The 15,043-nt window shown below is 45.9% G+C and carries 16 protein-coding genes; 10 read left to right on the forward strand and 6 right to left on the reverse strand.

All coding sequences use genetic code 11. The features are described 5' to 3' along the window. On the forward strand, positions 1 to 334 hold a 334-nt coding region (locus PHI74_00005), incomplete at its 5' end, for a cohesin domain-containing protein (protein MDD5484407.1). 561 nt (positions 335 to 895) lie between these two features. Here PHI74_00005 and PHI74_00010 read toward each other — a convergent pair. Next, positions 896 to 1,618, reverse strand: a complete 723-nt coding sequence (locus PHI74_00010) for a HisA/HisF family protein (GenBank protein ID MDD5484408.1) — start codon at positions 1,616 to 1,618, stop codon at positions 896 to 898. Between the two features lie 42 nt (positions 1,619 to 1,660). Here PHI74_00010 and PHI74_00015 point away from each other — a divergent pair, with 42 nt between their 5' ends. The 3 genes from PHI74_00015 to PHI74_00025 are packed head-to-tail and all read left to right on the forward strand — an operon-like array spanning position 1,661 to position 4,570. Next, positions 1,661 to 2,842: an ATP-grasp domain-containing protein gene (locus PHI74_00015; protein ID MDD5484409.1), complete on the forward strand. Its 1,182-nt coding sequence runs from the start codon at positions 1,661 to 1,663 to the stop codon at positions 2,840 to 2,842. Next, positions 2,823 to 3,872: a hydantoinase/oxoprolinase family protein gene (locus PHI74_00020; GenBank protein MDD5484410.1), complete on the forward strand. Its 1,050-nt coding sequence runs from the start codon at positions 2,823 to 2,825 to the stop codon at positions 3,870 to 3,872. The genes PHI74_00015 and PHI74_00020 overlap by 20 nt, the downstream gene beginning before the upstream one ends. After that, positions 3,869 to 4,570, forward strand: coding sequence for a (5-formylfuran-3-yl)methyl phosphate synthase (locus PHI74_00025; protein MDD5484411.1), 702 nt, complete (start codon positions 3,869 to 3,871; stop codon positions 4,568 to 4,570). The genes PHI74_00020 and PHI74_00025 overlap by 4 nt, the downstream gene beginning before the upstream one ends. Here the strand turns inward: PHI74_00025 and PHI74_00030 are convergent. Beyond that, on the reverse strand, positions 4,567 to 5,553 hold the full coding sequence (locus PHI74_00030) for an NrpR regulatory domain-containing protein (GenBank protein ID MDD5484412.1): 987 nt from the start codon (positions 5,551 to 5,553) through the stop codon (positions 4,567 to 4,569). The two genes, PHI74_00025 and PHI74_00030, sit on opposite strands and share 4 nt — an antisense overlap. 134 nt (positions 5,554 to 5,687) lie before the next feature. On the opposite strand from PHI74_00030, the gene PHI74_00035 reads away from it, so the two are divergent. Continuing rightward, entirely contained in the window at positions 5,688 to 7,280 is a 1,593-nt protein-coding gene (locus tag PHI74_00035; protein MDD5484413.1) for an FMN-binding glutamate synthase family protein, read from the forward strand. Between the two features lie 214 nt (positions 7,281 to 7,494). Here the strand turns inward: PHI74_00035 and nadC are convergent, their stop codons facing one another. Beyond that, positions 7,495 to 8,307: a carboxylating nicotinate-nucleotide diphosphorylase gene (nadC, locus tag PHI74_00040; GenBank protein MDD5484414.1), complete on the reverse strand. Its 813-nt coding sequence runs from the start codon at positions 8,305 to 8,307 to the stop codon at positions 7,495 to 7,497. 46 nt (positions 8,308 to 8,353) lie between these two features. Between nadC and PHI74_00045 the strand changes: the two genes are divergently transcribed. The 5 genes from PHI74_00045 (at position 8,354) to larA (ending at position 12,621) form a co-directional block, all read left to right on the forward strand. Beyond that, a complete protein-coding gene (locus tag PHI74_00045) occupies positions 8,354 to 9,166 on the forward strand; it encodes an aspartate dehydrogenase (GenBank protein MDD5484415.1) in 813 nt (270 codons plus the stop codon). Positions 9,167 to 9,523: 357 nt separating this feature from the next. Beyond that, positions 9,524 to 10,342 carry a geranylgeranylglycerol-phosphate geranylgeranyltransferase gene (locus PHI74_00050; GenBank protein MDD5484416.1) on the forward strand — a complete coding sequence of 273 codons (819 nt, stop codon included), beginning with the start codon at positions 9,524 to 9,526 and terminating at the stop codon, positions 10,340 to 10,342. A gap of 14 nt (positions 10,343 to 10,356) precedes the next feature. After that, positions 10,357 to 10,779: a polymer-forming cytoskeletal protein gene (locus PHI74_00055; GenBank protein MDD5484417.1), complete on the forward strand. Its 423-nt coding sequence runs from the start codon at positions 10,357 to 10,359 to the stop codon at positions 10,777 to 10,779. 97 nt (positions 10,780 to 10,876) lie between these two features. Then, entirely contained in the window at positions 10,877 to 11,395 is a 519-nt protein-coding gene (locus tag PHI74_00060; protein MDD5484418.1) for an ArsR family transcriptional regulator, read from the forward strand. Then, entirely contained in the window at positions 11,383 to 12,621 is a 1,239-nt protein-coding gene (gene larA, locus PHI74_00065) for a nickel-dependent lactate racemase (GenBank protein MDD5484419.1), read from the forward strand. Before PHI74_00060 ends, larA begins: the two co-directional genes overlap by 13 nt. Here the strand turns inward: larA and PHI74_00070 are convergent. The 3 genes from PHI74_00070 to PHI74_00080 form a co-directional block, all read right to left on the reverse strand. Continuing rightward, positions 12,591 to 13,166, reverse strand: a complete 576-nt coding sequence (locus tag PHI74_00070) for a FumA C-terminus/TtdB family hydratase beta subunit (GenBank protein MDD5484420.1) — start codon at positions 13,164 to 13,166, stop codon at positions 12,591 to 12,593. The genes larA and PHI74_00070 overlap by 31 nt on opposite strands. A gap of 1 nt (position 13,167) precedes the next feature. Beyond that, the gene (locus PHI74_00075) at positions 13,168 to 13,989 is read right to left on the reverse strand and encodes a fumarate hydratase (protein ID MDD5484421.1); all 822 of its coding nucleotides are present in this window, start codon (positions 13,987 to 13,989) and stop codon (positions 13,168 to 13,170) included. A 211-nt stretch (positions 13,990 to 14,200) separates the two neighbouring features. Continuing rightward, positions 14,201 to 14,929 carry a hypothetical protein gene (locus PHI74_00080; GenBank protein MDD5484422.1) on the reverse strand — a complete coding sequence of 243 codons (729 nt, stop codon included), beginning with the start codon at positions 14,927 to 14,929 and terminating at the stop codon, positions 14,201 to 14,203. Between the last annotated feature and the right edge of the window lie 114 nt (positions 14,930 to 15,043).

Raw genomic sequence — 15,043 nt, forward strand, 5'->3', positions numbered from 1 at the left:
CAGGAAAAAAGACATGCAAACGACAAGAAAAGCCTACGGACTAATGCTCCTGATCTTAATGCTCATGGGCTCACTGACAATTACAGCTGCTCAGGCAACAACAGTTTCCATACCTGAGATAACGACACCAGCGGGCTCTTACGTTACTCTCCCTGTTACCCTCAACGATGTGCAATCCTACGGCACCGGCACCATAAACATCACCTATGATTCCTCGGTGGTTCATGTTACGGGCGTTGCTAATGGCCCCTATTCAACCATTAATGCTTGGAACCTAGCAGGGGTGAGCGGGTGGTATCATTTTTGCAAACGTCATCTTCAATGCAGTTGGTGACTATTTTACTCCTTTAAAATTTAAAGCTGTGTTGTATGCACTATCCCTAATGTATGACTTGTATTGCGGCGATTATTTAAAATAAGACTGAAAAAAAAAAATCCTAATTTTCAAACCTAAACGATGTATCTGCACAAGAGCATTATCGATATGATGAAAGTTAGGAGCAAGATGGGCGATGTGATGAAATAGAAGTTGTTGCGCTGGTAAACGTATATTATGAAGGGATGCATACCCCTTAAATGGGGCATATTACATCAGGAAAGGTATCACCACCAATAAGACCCCTAGGGATATCAGGATTATGCCCAGCGTTGTGAAGGGATACATATGCATTTTACTCTTAGCCTCTTTCTTTTCTTTTATCACTTTGTTTTGTTTTCTTCTTCTTTACAAACGTTTCTAATTACACCCTATATGAGATGACGCCTTCAACTCAATCTCTGGTATATCTTCTCATGTACACTCTAAATAAAATTCATGTACACTCTAAATAAAATGAAATGAATACCCAAAAGTCTTTGCAAGACATCTCTTATAATGTGATCTCTCACAATGCGCTCAGCTTTGATATCGGCTCCCACAAATGTCCTCTTTGGTGATTCTTCCGTTATGGATGGCAGTGGCAACTAAAACGCCGCTTACACCAATCGTTTGCATCCGTCTGATATCCGATATACTATTTATACCACCACCCACTAGGAGGGGCATTGGTATTGATTTAACCATTTTTTTTATCCTATCCTCTCTCATTCCGCAAGAGGTCCCGACCCTTTTCAGATCGAGATAAATCCACCTCTTAATATCATGATCATAAGATAAAATGATCTTGATCAGGTCTTCTGCATCAAGATTCTTTAATTCCTTTATCCTTGTCAATAGTTCACCCCCCTTGAAGTCCAGGCTTAACACAATTTCGCATGTCTCGGTCATTTTTTCCAATTCATCCAGTGATTGTAACGTCTCAGTTCCAACCACTATGCTTCCCACATCTGCCAGGTCCTTAACATCTCTTGCAGTGGATATTCCACTGTCTAGCAGAATATCAAAGCCCAATTTCTTTATCTCCAACACTGATTTAAGGTTAGATCCCCGCTTCTCTATCGCGTCTAGATCAGCTATGTACAGTTCTCTGGCTCCAAGCTTTTTGAATGCATTTGCAACTTCTACAGGATTCGTAGACGGGGTTAGAACACTCTTAATTGGCTGATATCTCTCCCTATCTCCTGCTTTTGCGTGGACTACCATACCACCCTTGACATCCATCACCGGAATGATTCTCATCAATATCAATATAATATATGACGTGTTTTTAAATAACATTCCATGAAAATTTTCGTTTTTGAGTATGTAAGTGCTGGAGGTTTGGGCGAAACGCCTCTGCTGACCGAGGGTTATGCAATGTTGAAAAGCATTTGCAGCAGTCTCTCTGCTGCTGGGCATGAAGTGCATACGTTGTTATGCCCAGAGATAAGTAAACTTGGCATTCGACCGCCTGCGGACAAGATCAAAACCTATTCCTCCCTGCAGGATGTAAAAAAAATCTTGCCATATGTGGATGCTTGCATTCCGATCGCTCCGGATAATCTATTGTATGACCTTACTAAAATGATCGAAGCCAAAACGTCGGTAATAGGGTGCCCCTCTAAAAGCATCTTATCTTGCTCAAATAAGGATGAGACTTATGGGCTCGCCTCCAGGATATCGAGATATTTTGAAGTGCCAGATTATGCCGCTCTTCCAATAGAGGTCGATCCTATCTCGGAATATTGTAATGAAATAGGCTTCCCTGTAGTCATCAAACCGGTCGATGGTGCCGGATGTGAAGGAATCAGTGTGGTAAATTCCAATGAAGGGCTGGCGGGTGCCGTAAAAAAAGTGTCTGATGTCTCGATGGCGAAGAAGCTTATCGCCCAAAAGTTTTGTGAAGGTGAACATATGAGCTGCAGCCTCATTTGCTCCAAATCCGGAGCGCTTCCCATTTCCATGAATTCTCAACGAATCAACATCTCTGGCAGCAATATCAGCTACCTGGGCGGCATATCTCCATATCCCTGTGCGCATAAAGAGGAAATATTTGAGGAATCAAAGGCTATCGCACAAAAATTGGGGTTATTTGGTTTTGTCGGAATGGACTTGTTGGTGTCAGGGGATAGAACATATTTCATGGAAATCAACCCCAGAGTTACCACCTCTTTCATAGCGCTCTCCAATGTAATTCAAATGGGGGAATTGCTGGTCGGCTGTCTTGAAGATGATCTCCCCTCCTCCGTAAATCTAAATGGCTTTGGGTCTGTCGTCATTTTTCCCTTGAAAAGGAGTTGTGCTGTCGGATATGAAAAAATACTGCAGATTCCTGAGGTCATATCCCCTCCTTTTTCAGAGGAAGGTAAGGTGCTGGCATCTGTCAAGAGTTCAAGTTTATATGGTATCACAGATGAGATTAATGCTGTTCAAAAAAAGTTGAGAGAAATAGGGGTAGTATGTTGTGTTGATCATCGGCCTTGATATAGGTGGCGCTTATACGAAGGTCGCCGTCCTAAGGGTCAAAGGAAAAAAGAGAGAAGTACTGGATATAGGCTCAGATTACTTTCCCTTTTGGAAGCTCAGCGATAAGTTCCCCCAATTCATCAGAGCACGCCTTCCGGAAGCAGAAAAATTGATAGGGGTTACTATGACCGCTGAACTGGCGGACTGCTTCTCTTCTAAAGGAGAAGGCGTTGAGCACATTTTGAACTCCGTTCGATCCCTGGCAAAAACGTTGGTCTTAAGCTCCTCTGCAGAATTCATCAATGCAGAGGAAGCTCTCAGATATCCGCTGAAAGTCGCGGCCTCTAACTGGATTGCCCCCCCGCTTCTGATCTCAAGGTATGTACCTAACGCGCTCTTCATCGATGTCGGGAGCACGACTACGGATATAGTTCCCATAGTGGATGGAAAGCCTTCAGCTCTGGGGAGAAATGATCTTGAGAGGCTGTCCTACGGGGAATTGGTCTACACGGGTGCGCTCAGAACAAATCTCGCCACGATAGTGCAGTCCGTTCCCTTCAGAAATAATGCTATACCCGTGTCCTCAGAATATTTCAGCATAACCGCAGACGTCCATCTTATCTTGGATCATATGCGGGAGGAGGAATATTCCTGTGAGACGCCTGATGGGAGTGGTAAAGCCAAAGAAGATATATCAAGAAGAATAGCAAGGTTAATATGTGCTGATATGGACATGCTGGACGAGGCTGATGTCATGTGTATAGCAAACCACATATACAAAAAACAGGTCGAGCAGATTCAAGCTGGTCTTATCCATGTGATCGAACAACAGCATATGGATATGGAAAGAAATACGCCAGTAATACTTGCAGGAACGGGTGCGCCTTTTTTAGGAAATGTTGCAATCAGGCAGTTGGGCTATAGCGACATCACATATTTTGAGGAGTTCGTCGAGAGGTACATCGGTCTCTCTGCTGAAAAAACATCTGTATCCGCTCCCGCTTTTAGTATGGCAGTCCTCTTAACCATGGAAGGGATGGGAAAATGAAATTGTTGGTCAGCGTTGTTGATGCAGACGAGACGATTGATGCTCTAAAAGGTGGTGCAGATATCATCGATGTGAAAAACCCAAAAGAAGGGTCTTTGGGGGCAAATTTTCCGTGGATAATAAATGAGATAAAGCAAACCCTTCCGGACGATATTGAGATGAGCTGTGCTCTGGGAGATGTTCCGTATTTGCCTGGCACGGTCAGCTTGGCTGCTTTGGGTTGTGCTTCACTTGGCCCGGATTACATAAAGGTTGGGCTGTATGGGACAAAGAACCAGGGAGAGGCGTTGGAGGTCATGAGAGCTGTGGTGAGAAGCGTGGGGGACTTCAATGACGAAATCAGTATAATAGCCTCTGGTTATGCCGACTTTAGACGGGTTGGCAGTTTGGACCCCCTGCTATTGCCAGAGGTGGCAAGCGAATCCGGGTGCGAGGGAATACTGGTGGACACAGGCATCAAAGATGGTAAGCGGCTGTTTGACTTCATGAGCCTTGAAAAAATAAGGGATTTTACCGAATGTGGACATGGGTTTGGCTTGCTCGTGGCCTTGGCAGGATCTCTCAGATCTGAGGATATTTTGCTGCTGAGGGAGATGAAGCCCGATGTTATTGGGATCAGGGGGGCTGCTTGTGAGCACCATGACAGAAAAGGCAGGATCTCACTAAAAAGGGTCACGGAGTTAAAAAAAATATTTTAGATGAGCTCTTCTATGTGCTTCATCCTCTTAGTCGGCATCAGCCCATGTACTGCCCTTGTTTCAGTAGCTATTCCCGCCTCTTCTATGGCTGCAATGGGCGTTAAGCCTCCAATGACTGCTACACCGCAACTTCGTGTAGGGGGGAGAAGTCCGAGTACCCTTTCACCCGCCTCACCGACCATCATGATGCCTTTAAAAAGAGTGCTGATTTGGTCAAGGACTTCCATGCCCTCTTTTCGTGAGGATGCGGGTATCTCTCTGTAATTTGCAAGTATCCTGCCCCTACCTTCTTTGACAACTTTGAGAACGCTCGTCATGCCTTTCGCCATGAACAACTCCAATGGATCGAGCGATGATCCGTCAAAGCGGATTATTTCTACGAACTTCTCGGGTTTTTTATCTTTCACTTCCACTATCCCGCCATAGATCGGATCCGTAGGTACACCCCTGCTCACTAGAATTCCATCAATATTGATGCTACACACGGTGCATATGGCTGCTTTGCCCTTTGGTACAGTGACTCCACATGCATCCTCTCCTTCTGAAAAGACCTTTACCAGAGGATTGATCATCCAGCCGCTCTCATGTACCTTCTTTAACACACTAAGGGCCTTCTTGAGCCTCTCAGCCCTCAGCAAGCTGATATTTATGATGATATCCCCCTCGCGCGTGAGATGGTCATAGGTTACTCTGTAGGTCAAATCTTGGATCACTGATTTTATGAAGCCCACCCTCTCATGGATTTTTTCTGCGTTAAGCTCTGTTATTCCCTTTTCTGTGATTAGACGTCCAAGCCGACCTGCTTTCTTTGTGAATCCCCTCTCATCCAGTATCTGTAAATAATTTCTTACCATTCGATCGCCGATATGGTGCCCCAATTTCTCAAGTCTCCTCGCGATGATAGTTGCGCCGAGAGGCTCCTTGCTATCTCTAAGGGTGCCCAGAATGTCCAACAACCTCTGTTCATCTGTGGTTTTGACCATGAATGTCGTTGTGTTATCAACGCTTATATACATATCATATCGGAAATTTTTTGCCGCTAAATTTATATATTGGAGCCTAAAAAGCAAATTTAAAGGAAATATATTACCGATGATTAAAGTGCGTGGTGAAAAACATGGCTGACATATATGCAAATGCAAGGTCTACAACTGGAACAAGAACAAGGTTAACGGATATAAATCCGACTTCTGGAATGTGCCCAATATGCATCAGAAATTGTCAAACGCTCTGTGAAATTGGGTTGTCTGCGTTCAGAGGAAGAGAAGTTCTCTATCCTTCTCCAGAGGTATTTAGCGAAAGTACATCTGCGTCAAATAAAGATTATGCGCTTGATTGGAGTCATTTTCAGATTTTGGTTGATGTGCTGGGTGCCAAGGGGGTCGAAGCGGACCCAGACAAAGCGATATTTGAGGCAGTAGACATAAGAACCGAAGTGGGAGGTGTTCCGCTCAAAATACCAGTGTTAACAGCTGGTCTTGGATCTACGGCCGTAGCCAAGAAGAATTGGGACTCCCTTGCAATAGGCGCAGCATTAACCGGAACCATACAAGTTATCGGAGAGAACGTATGTGGAATGGACCCTGCCGCAAGGATAACCGGAGGGAAGGTTGTGCATTCGGAGGACCTGCAGTACAGGGTTGAAAAGTACAGGGAGTTCTGGGACGGAAAACATGGTGACATAGTGGTGCAAACCAATGTCGAAGACCAAAGGCTGGGGGCGGACACATATGCATTGTCAAAGTTGGGTGTCAACATCATAGAAAGAAAATGGGGTCAGGGAGCAAAGGCCATAGGTGGGGAAGTGAGAATCTATGATATAGGGAAGGCTAAGCTGCTTAAGCAGAGAGGATACATCGTCATTCCAGATCCAGAGGATATGTCTGTGCAAGAGGCCTTTAGAGAAGGAGTGTTCCGATCCTTTGAACGCCACTCTCGTGTAGGAATGCCAGAGCAAAGGAGCTTTGTCGAAGATGTCGAATGGCTAAGGGGACAAGGCGCAAAAAAAGTCTTTTTGAAAACTGGGGCATATCGTCCTTCTGTGGTAGCGTTTACCCTGAAGGTCGCATCAGAGGCAAAAATCGATGTGGTGACGTTCGATGGAGCGGGAGGTGGGACGGCCATGAGCCCGGTTCCAATGATGAATGAGTGTAGCACTCCCACCGTATATCTAGAGGCACAGGTTTTGAAATGCATGGAGTTGCTGATGGATAAGGGAAGATACGTGCCAGATATCGTAATGGCTGGTGGTTTTGTCAACGAGACGCAGATGTTTAAATCGATGGCAATGAGCAATCTCGGAGACGGCCCATGTGTAAAAGCCATCGCTATGGCCAGAGCCCCCATCACAGCCGCTTTGAAAGCATCCTATTTCACAGAGCTTGCTGTGAAAGGAGAATTGCCCCAGGCATTCGCAAAGAAATATGGCGAAGCTCCAGAACAGTTCTTCATAGCTACACCAGAGCTAAAAAGTGAATTCGGAGATAATTTCCGAGACATCCCGGCAGGTGCAATAGGTGTCTACACCTACTATTATAGTAGACTTGGCGTCGGTCTGAAACAGTTATTAGCTGCTACGAGGAAATGGAGACTGGACTTGATAGATCGGGGGGACATAGCCTCATTGTCAGATAGGGCAAGCAAAGTTACCCTCATACCCACCATAGAAGAAATCGAAAACGACGTCATGGAAAGCATTCTTAGCCGATAGGGATGCTTAATCAAGGAGAAAATCGGGATGGAAAAGTGGTCATAGCAGTTTCAGGTGGGGATCTATGGCGGGAGTCTATAATGCTATACTGTGTAATACCGCTTTCCTACATCGGAAGCTAGAACTCTTTACTTCTCATTGTTAAAGAGGACCTCATCCCCTCTAAGTGGGCATTGGCAACTTTCTCGTAATAATAGCAGGTTAGATCTTTATGTTATGATATGATATCCAGACTGAAACTTACCCATGGGGCAGAATGCGTGAGCACTCCCAATGACATTATGTTCACTCCGGTACTTGCGAATTCGCTGATGTTTTCTAGGTTGATGCCGCCAGATGCCTCAAGCCGCACCAGCTTTCTAAGTTTTGCTTTCTTCAATTTCTCCACAGCTTCTCTGATATCTTCTGGATTCATATTATCAAACATTATGATGTCAACGCCAAGTCGTGCTACTTTAATCGCATCATTGACATTATCCACTTCGATTTCGATTTCCTTTGTAGGGTAAATCTTTTTAGCATTCCTTACGGCATTTTCCAGACCCGCGATCTGGATATGATTATCCTTGATCAATATCGCGTCAGATAGGGCAAATCGGTGTGTGTTCCCTCCCCCAATTGCAATTGCCTTTTTCTCATATTTTCTGAAGCCCGGCGTGGTCTTTCTAGTGCCTGCGATTTTGACGCCCTTGCTGATCTTAACACATTCTCTGGTTAACGAAGCTATGCCGCTCATCCTGCCCAAGAAGTTCAATGCCAGCCTCTCTGCTGCCAGAATTGATCTGGAGCTGCCACTAATCTTGAGAACTACGTCCCCTTTTTTAATTTCAGACCCATCGGTGAATTGGGACTCAACCTTTAGCTCAAAATGCTCAAACACAGCTTTTGCCTCTTCAAGCCCTGCTAAGTATCCCGGTTTATCAGCCTTAATCTGCGCTATCACAGGAACTTCAGGGACCACTGCCCCCGAAATGTCTCCGGATCCGATATCTTCTTCGAGGAAGCGCTCAAGGTCAGTAATTGTCATGTTTCACCGTAAGTAATTTCATACCCCCGATATATAGTTTCCTTTGATGATTAAGATAGGAATAGTGGGATGTGGAGCGATCGGGAGGGAGATTTGCAGGGCAGTCGATAAAGGGATCATAAAGGTACAACTGGTGGCGATAGCAGATAGAAAACTTCAGGCTGCATCGGCATTTGCATCCTCTCTGAGATCGCCCCCAGAGGTGATGAGCGCCGCAGAGTTGATAGATGTTGTGGACTTGGTGGTAGAGTGCGCCTCCCAAACAGCCGTGAGGGAGATAGTGCCTTCTGCACTCAAGAAGGGCAAAGATGTGATGATCATGAGTGTTGGGGCATTGACCAGCCCTGACCTTCTAAAGGAGATAACCCTCTTGGCAAGGACATATGGTTGCAAGGTTTATCTGCCCTCAGGTGCAATCGTGGGCTTGGACGGACTGAAATCAGCTTCTATAGGTAAAATAGACTCTGTGACGCTGACCACCAGGAAGCCAGTGCACTCTCTGGAGAGAGCGCCTTATATCGAGCAACGCAAGATTGATCTGAGCACCTTAGAGCAACCTACTCTCATATTCGAGGGAAGTGCAGAAGATGCGGTCAAGGGCTTTCCAGATAATGTGAATGTGGCTGCAACGCTCAGCCTTGCTGGTATCGGCACTCAAAACACTAAAATTCGAATAATAGCTGACCCGACGCTGGAAAGAAATGTTCATGAAATTTGCGTAGAGGGGGATTTTGGTAAGTTTGAAACAAGGGTGGAAAACGTCCCATCACCAGCCAATCCAAGAACCAGTTATTTGGCCGCATTATCCGCCATAGCAACGCTGCGGAGACTGTCAGACCCAATACAGATTGGTACGTGACAAGAAAAAAGAGTGGAGTTAAGATTGTTGTGTTTCATGAGGAAGGCTTTGCAAGGAACGCTAGATGATGGTGAATGTGGCCTCTTGGTCTATGCAAATATGAAGGGCCCAGCTAAGGTATTATATTTATCTAATAGAAAAGACCCTTGAAAAAGTGGGGGAATCCAAGGCTGGGCCGATTTTTGCCCAGAAGACGAAAGGGACCATAAGTTTTAGGATTACGAGCCAGTAGGCAAAGCTCTTGTATGAGATATATCTTATATTGGCTAATGAGCAGGTCGACAGGCTAAAGATAATTGAGATGGATGTACATGCAATTAAGGCATCAACTCAGAAATTGGACCGGGGGTTGGGAAGGTGATCAGGTATATTGAGCTGGCTAGACCCCAGAATTGTGTAATGGCTGGACTTGCCATAGCAATCGGTGGTCTGATGGGTGCAGAAAGTACTTTCATCGATAACATACAGCCTATAGCAATTGCCTCCATCGTTGGATGCTTGATCACCGCTGGTGGCAATGCGATCAATGATTTCTATGACGCTAGGATAGATGCCATAAACCGTCCAGATAGACCGATACCTTCCGGAAGAATTAGCCCAAGGAATGCCCTTCTTTTCTCTCTGAGTCTGTTCGTCATTGGTACAGTGCTCTCGTTTTTCCTAAACCCTACATGCCTGTTCATCGCATTTTTAAGCTCAATGGTACTGATCTATTATTCACATACGTTGAAGAGAAAGATATTATGGGGTAACATATGCATTGGCTATCTGGTAGGCTCTACTTTTCTGTTTGGTGGGGCGGCAGTTGGTGGGCTCGTGACCACATCAGTGCCCTTCATGCTTGCAATGTTATCTACGGTGGGTAGAGAAATAGTGAAGGATATGGAGGATATGGAAGGCGATAAAAAAGAGGGCACCATAACATTGCCGATTGCGATTGGGGAGAAAAGGTCTGCAGCCATAGCCTCAATGTTCATATTAGGGGCCATATTATTGAGCCCATTGCCAGCCGTGCTTAACATTTTTGGCATGCCTTATTTAATGGTCGTGGGCTTTGCAGATGTGTGCTTCTTAGCGGCAATTGTGACGATCAAAAGGCCATCAAGGTCCTCATCTTTTCTCAAGAATGGAATGATGGTGGCATTGCTCGCTTTCATCATTGAATTGGCGATATAGGACAGGTGAAAAAAATGGTCCTCAAGAAACATATTGGAACGAACACGTATGTGATTTTGAGCAGGTCTTTTGTTGATCGAGACTTCAATGTGGACGGAAACCTGATAGTCGGTAGGAAAGTGTACTTCTGGGGTGACTTGGCTGTCTCCGGCACGCTAGAGCTCGGAAAGTCCTCAGAAATCAAAGGGAACTTGACAGCAAATCATGCCCTCCTTGGGCCCAGCACACACATTAAGGGAAATGTCCAGGTTGAAAATGACCTAACATTGTTGGACGGAGCCAGGATAGATGGCGACGTACTATGTGGGGGCAATGCATTGATCAGACCAGGAGTAATGATGGACCATGTTCAGGCCGGGGGGGATGTGAAACTGGTTGGTAAGGTTAACACCAAGCGAGTTAAAGCAGGTGGTAAAGTCGTCTCGAGAACATCCTGATCGAGTTCTGATATTCTTTACATTTTGTAGAAGCTTTTTACCATAACGATTCAAAACCTTTATCGGATTTTAAGAGAAATATATTTGGGTGAGAAGAATGCCAAAGAGGACAAGAATCGTTAATGATCCTGCTGATCTGGTTCCGTTGATACAAGCATTTGGATCAGATTTACATAAAAAGGTGTTTAATGCCTTCTCCTCTGACTGGATGACCAAGGAGGAGCTTGAAAAAGCAGTAGGTGCTGACGTAAGTGAAAGCCTCAAAATACTTCAAAAGGGCGGATTGATCCAGAGCAGGTGGAGAATGCCCGAGGATGCGGGGGTTCCTGAAAAAGAGTTTCAGGCATCCTATTCTGATGTGAGAGCCAATTTTCAATGTGGGTTGGATGAGCTGAGCAATTTGATACGAATCGCATCTTCCGATGATGAAGAATTTCTTGAAATAGTTTTCAAGATAGAGGAAGAGATAAAGATGGGAAATACATCGACAGTTGGCTTGTGTCGGGCTCTAAATCAAAATGCCTGCTTCATCAGGGGAGTGGCAAAGCGATCTAATAAATTAACGGTCAGGGGTCAGAAGCTTTTGTTGGCTGAGGAAAAGCCATGGATAGGTTGAGCCATCTATCGCTAAAATATGGGAAGAAAGAGATCGATTTAACTTTACCTCCCAATTCACAAATCGTCAAACCCAACGATCTTCCCGGACAGGATGGAGAGGTGGAAATCAAAAGAGGGCTGATGAGTCCCCTAGGCAGCAAAAAACTTTCTGAGTTGGTGCCTCCCCACGGGAAGACGGCAATCATCGTCAGCGATATTACGCGTCCCACGCCCACTTCAAAATTGCTGCCCCCCTTGTTAGAAGAGCTGAACAAAGGTGGCGTATCCAGCGAAGACGTGGTGGTAGTTTTTGCAACAGGGCTTCACAGAAAACTGATCGAGGCAGAGAGAAAATCGTTGGTGGGAGACGTTTATGATCAAATTAAGTGCATCAATCATGATGCAGATGATTGTATATATGTTGGCAGCACCAGGAGTGGGACTAAGGTCAGCATCCTAAGGGACGTCTTCGATGCAGATGTCGTGATATGTCTCGGCACCATAGAGCTTCATTACTTTGCGGGTTACAGCGGTGGTGCGAAGTCCATTTTGCCGGGCGTCAGTTCAAGGGAGACGATAGAAATGAATCATAAACTGATGCTTTTGCCAAATGCTGCATCCGGATGCGCGGACAGTCCAGTCCGGAAGGACATGGAGGAAGCCGGGGCCATGTTGGGGATAGATTTCATCCTGAATGTGGTCTTGAATACCAAACGAGAAATTGTTAGGGCAGTTGCGGGGCACCCGGTACATGCGCATAGGGCCGGAGCAATCTATGCAGATCAAATTTACAGGGTTCCCATAAAGGAGCGGGCAGATATAGTGATCGCATCTTCTGGTGGCGCGCCCAAGGACCTCAACGTTTATCAAGCATACAAAGCCCTGGACAACGCAAAACATGCCGTCTCGAGAGATGGCTCAATAATCTTGGTCGCCGAATGCCCAGAGGGGATGGGCAGTGCTGTGCTTGAGTCCTGGGTAAGAGAGGCGAATAGCCCCAGAGAAGTGATCGATCGGCTAGAGAGAAATTTCAAGTTAGGGGGACATATGGCTGCTGCAATCGCACGTATAGCGGAAAAGCATGACATTTACATCCTATCAGAGCTGCCAGATCATCTGGCGGAAAAATCCTTCTTCATACCGGTGAAAGATGTGGGGGTGGCTTTGGAGGCGGCGATGAAAAAGCATGGAGATGCCAAGATAATCGTAATGCCCTATGGCAACTCCACGCTTCCTTTTACTTGAACTTTTTCATTTGCTTTTTTTTGAACGTCATCAAACAGATCGTTGCCATGGGCATCTGTTGCGACGATGAGGGGCCCGAAATTTTCTACTTCAAGAACCCAAACAGACTCCGCCATCCCGAGGTCTGCCCAATGGTTGCCGACGACGCGCTTTATCTGTTTGGCGGCGGCCGATCCACACCCGCCTGTATAGGCTAGATAAACACATTTATCGCGTAATGCCTCTGTAATGCCCATTCCGCCCTTTCCGATGATGGCCCTGATGTCAAAACTTTTTAGCAGCTCTGGGGTCATCTCGCTCATTCGAGCACTGGTGGTTGGTCCGGCAGACAGGGCTGTCTTTTTTCGCATAAGGGGCCCGCAGTGATATATGGTGGCGCCCTCCAGGTCGAACGGTATTTTCTTTCCCTCTCTGCTCCACTGCAATAACCGATCATGTGCCTTGTCTCGGGCAGTAATGATGATCCCGTTCAGGTATACGACGTCTCCTGCGATCAGCTTAATCACATCCTTCGCGCTCAGGGGCGTTGTTAACCGGTGCTCCATGTTACCCCTCCAAAGTGATTGAAGCTCTGCGGGCAGCCCAGCACTGCATATTGACCGCTACGGGCAGGGATGCAGTATGACAATCCCCGTATTCGACATTCACCGCCATCGCGGTAGTGTTTCCGCCAAGTCCCATCGGCCCCAAGCCAAGTGAGTTGATGGCATCCAACAACTCTAGTTCAAACTTGTCCTTGGGTTTGTCCAATTTCCGTAGTACAGCTTTCTTGGCGAGTTTTGCCGCTCCGTCAAAGGTTCCACCGATGCCAACGCCCACTATGACGGGCGGGCAGGACTTACCGCCAGCGTTTTTCACGGTTTCCAGTACAAAATGCTTGATATGTTTTATCTCGGAAGGGTTGAACATTCGCAAGGCAGACATGTTTTCTGAGCCCGACCCCTTTGTTAAGACCGTTATTTTGACTTTGTTCCCCTTCACGAGGGAAAGGCTTACGTCCATGAGTTCACTTTCAGAGCTCTCTCTGGTGATGGGATGCACTGCATTATGCCTGAGCGGTATCTCCTCCGTTGCTTTGGCTACTCCCTCCTGAATTGCTGACATAAGGTCGAAATCGATTTCCGCGTCATAGCCCACTTCCACAAAAAAAACAGGCGTGCCGGTGTCTTGGCACATGGGCGTGCCGTTCTCTCTCGCGATCTCGGCGTTTTCCAGCATCTGGTTCAAATGTATGCGAGCGATTGGATTGCTCTCTGTTTCCAGCGCAGCCTTCAGGGCGGAAAGGACGTCTTCCGGCAGCTCGGTCTCTGCCTGGCGCAGCAGTTGAAAGACTGCGTTTACGACCTGCTTTCGGGTTATTTTGCTCACAGTTTTTAATGGGGCATGAAGTACTAAAAGGTTTCAATTGGGTTTTCTATTTGTTGGGAAAGTAAGAGGAAATAAAAAAATGATACTTCAATTTATATGGCCGCTCTATTCAAGGACATCGGGAGGGGCTTCGGATGGGACGAGAGCACCAAGATAAAAGTAAGGATATCAAGGAGAAAAGCGCTGGAGATCATAGGGGTGTGAAAACATTTTACTGAACTCCTTTTTTAACAGCTTCAGCACCATTTTTTAATGTCCCGGCTTTCAAAAATCCCCAGAGCAAAAATGCTGCACCCAGCATCTCGGCGGGATACAAACCAACTGATTGACCCGCCCTTGCCATGCTGCCTGCAGATGCAATGATCAAAGTTCCAAGAGCAATCAACACATTAGCCCACATTCGGTAAGAGTACTGTTTTTTTCGGGCGAACAGGACGATAGAATAGATTGCACCACCCAATAGAAATATTGTGCCTGGTATGTTGAGGAATAAGGAACAGATTCTCGGAAATGTCTGTGGATCGCCAAGGGCAGTCCCACCCACAGTGATCCCTGCCACCAGATTTTCTTCCACCAACTCGGTGGTAAATGTGCCATAGAGAAATATAGCCATTACGATTAAAACAAACATAAAAAAGATGTGTCCATAGATTTTCTCTCTAAAAATAAGATATAATACGCCCAGACCCAAAAAACCAACGAGGGATGCTGCAAAAACGATATAGATCCGATAAATATTTGGGTCCCATGAATCCGCATACTCTGAATAGGCTTCCATGAAGGCGGCAATGGTATAAATTAGAAATCCAATGGACCATGCTACTTGATGTAGTTTACGGCGGTCTAAGTATTGTTTTACTAATAAAATCGTAAAAATGGCACCGATTATCCCCGTTACCAGGGGCCAGGCCCAATGCGACCAAAACGCTGTCCAATCCATTTTTCACCTCTAATGTTAAGCTTAAAACTCTTTGCGTGCCGTTTCGACTAAGCTATTATATCAAACTCTACCATAAAAGGATTTTTACTATTATCTTAACACCCAATCATCGAC

This window comes from Methanocellales archaeon (assembly GCA_028715985.1).
Taxonomy (GTDB): domain Archaea; phylum Halobacteriota; class UBA148; order UBA148; family UBA148; genus UBA148.

Coding starts and splice junctions, on each gene's coding strand:
- PHI74_00030 (MDD5484412.1), bottom strand. CDS start 5,553: ATGGTCAAAACCACAGATGAACAGAGGTTGTTGGACATTCTGGGCACC.
- PHI74_00025 (MDD5484411.1), top strand. CDS start 3,869: ATGAAATTGTTGGTCAGCGTTGTTGATGCAGACGAGACGATTGATGCT.
- PHI74_00010 (MDD5484408.1), bottom strand. CDS start 1,618: ATGAGAATCATTCCGGTGATGGATGTCAAGGGTGGTATGGTAGTCCAC.
- PHI74_00070 (MDD5484420.1), bottom strand. CDS start 13,166: ATGGAGCACCGGTTAACAACGCCCCTGAGCGCGAAGGATGTGATTAAG.
- larA (MDD5484419.1), top strand. CDS start 11,383: ATGGATAGGTTGAGCCATCTATCGCTAAAATATGGGAAGAAAGAGATC.
- PHI74_00015 (MDD5484409.1), top strand. CDS start 1,661: ATGAAAATTTTCGTTTTTGAGTATGTAAGTGCTGGAGGTTTGGGCGAA.
- nadC (MDD5484414.1), bottom strand. CDS start 8,307: ATGACAATTACTGACCTTGAGCGCTTCCTCGAAGAAGATATCGGATCC.
- PHI74_00060 (MDD5484418.1), top strand. CDS start 10,877: ATGCCAAAGAGGACAAGAATCGTTAATGATCCTGCTGATCTGGTTCCG.
- PHI74_00055 (MDD5484417.1), top strand. CDS start 10,357: ATGGTCCTCAAGAAACATATTGGAACGAACACGTATGTGATTTTGAGC.
- PHI74_00080 (MDD5484422.1), bottom strand. CDS start 14,929: ATGGATTGGACAGCGTTTTGGTCGCATTGGGCCTGGCCCCTGGTAACG.
- PHI74_00035 (MDD5484413.1), top strand. CDS start 5,688: ATGGCTGACATATATGCAAATGCAAGGTCTACAACTGGAACAAGAACA.
- PHI74_00045 (MDD5484415.1), top strand. CDS start 8,354: ATGATTAAGATAGGAATAGTGGGATGTGGAGCGATCGGGAGGGAGATT.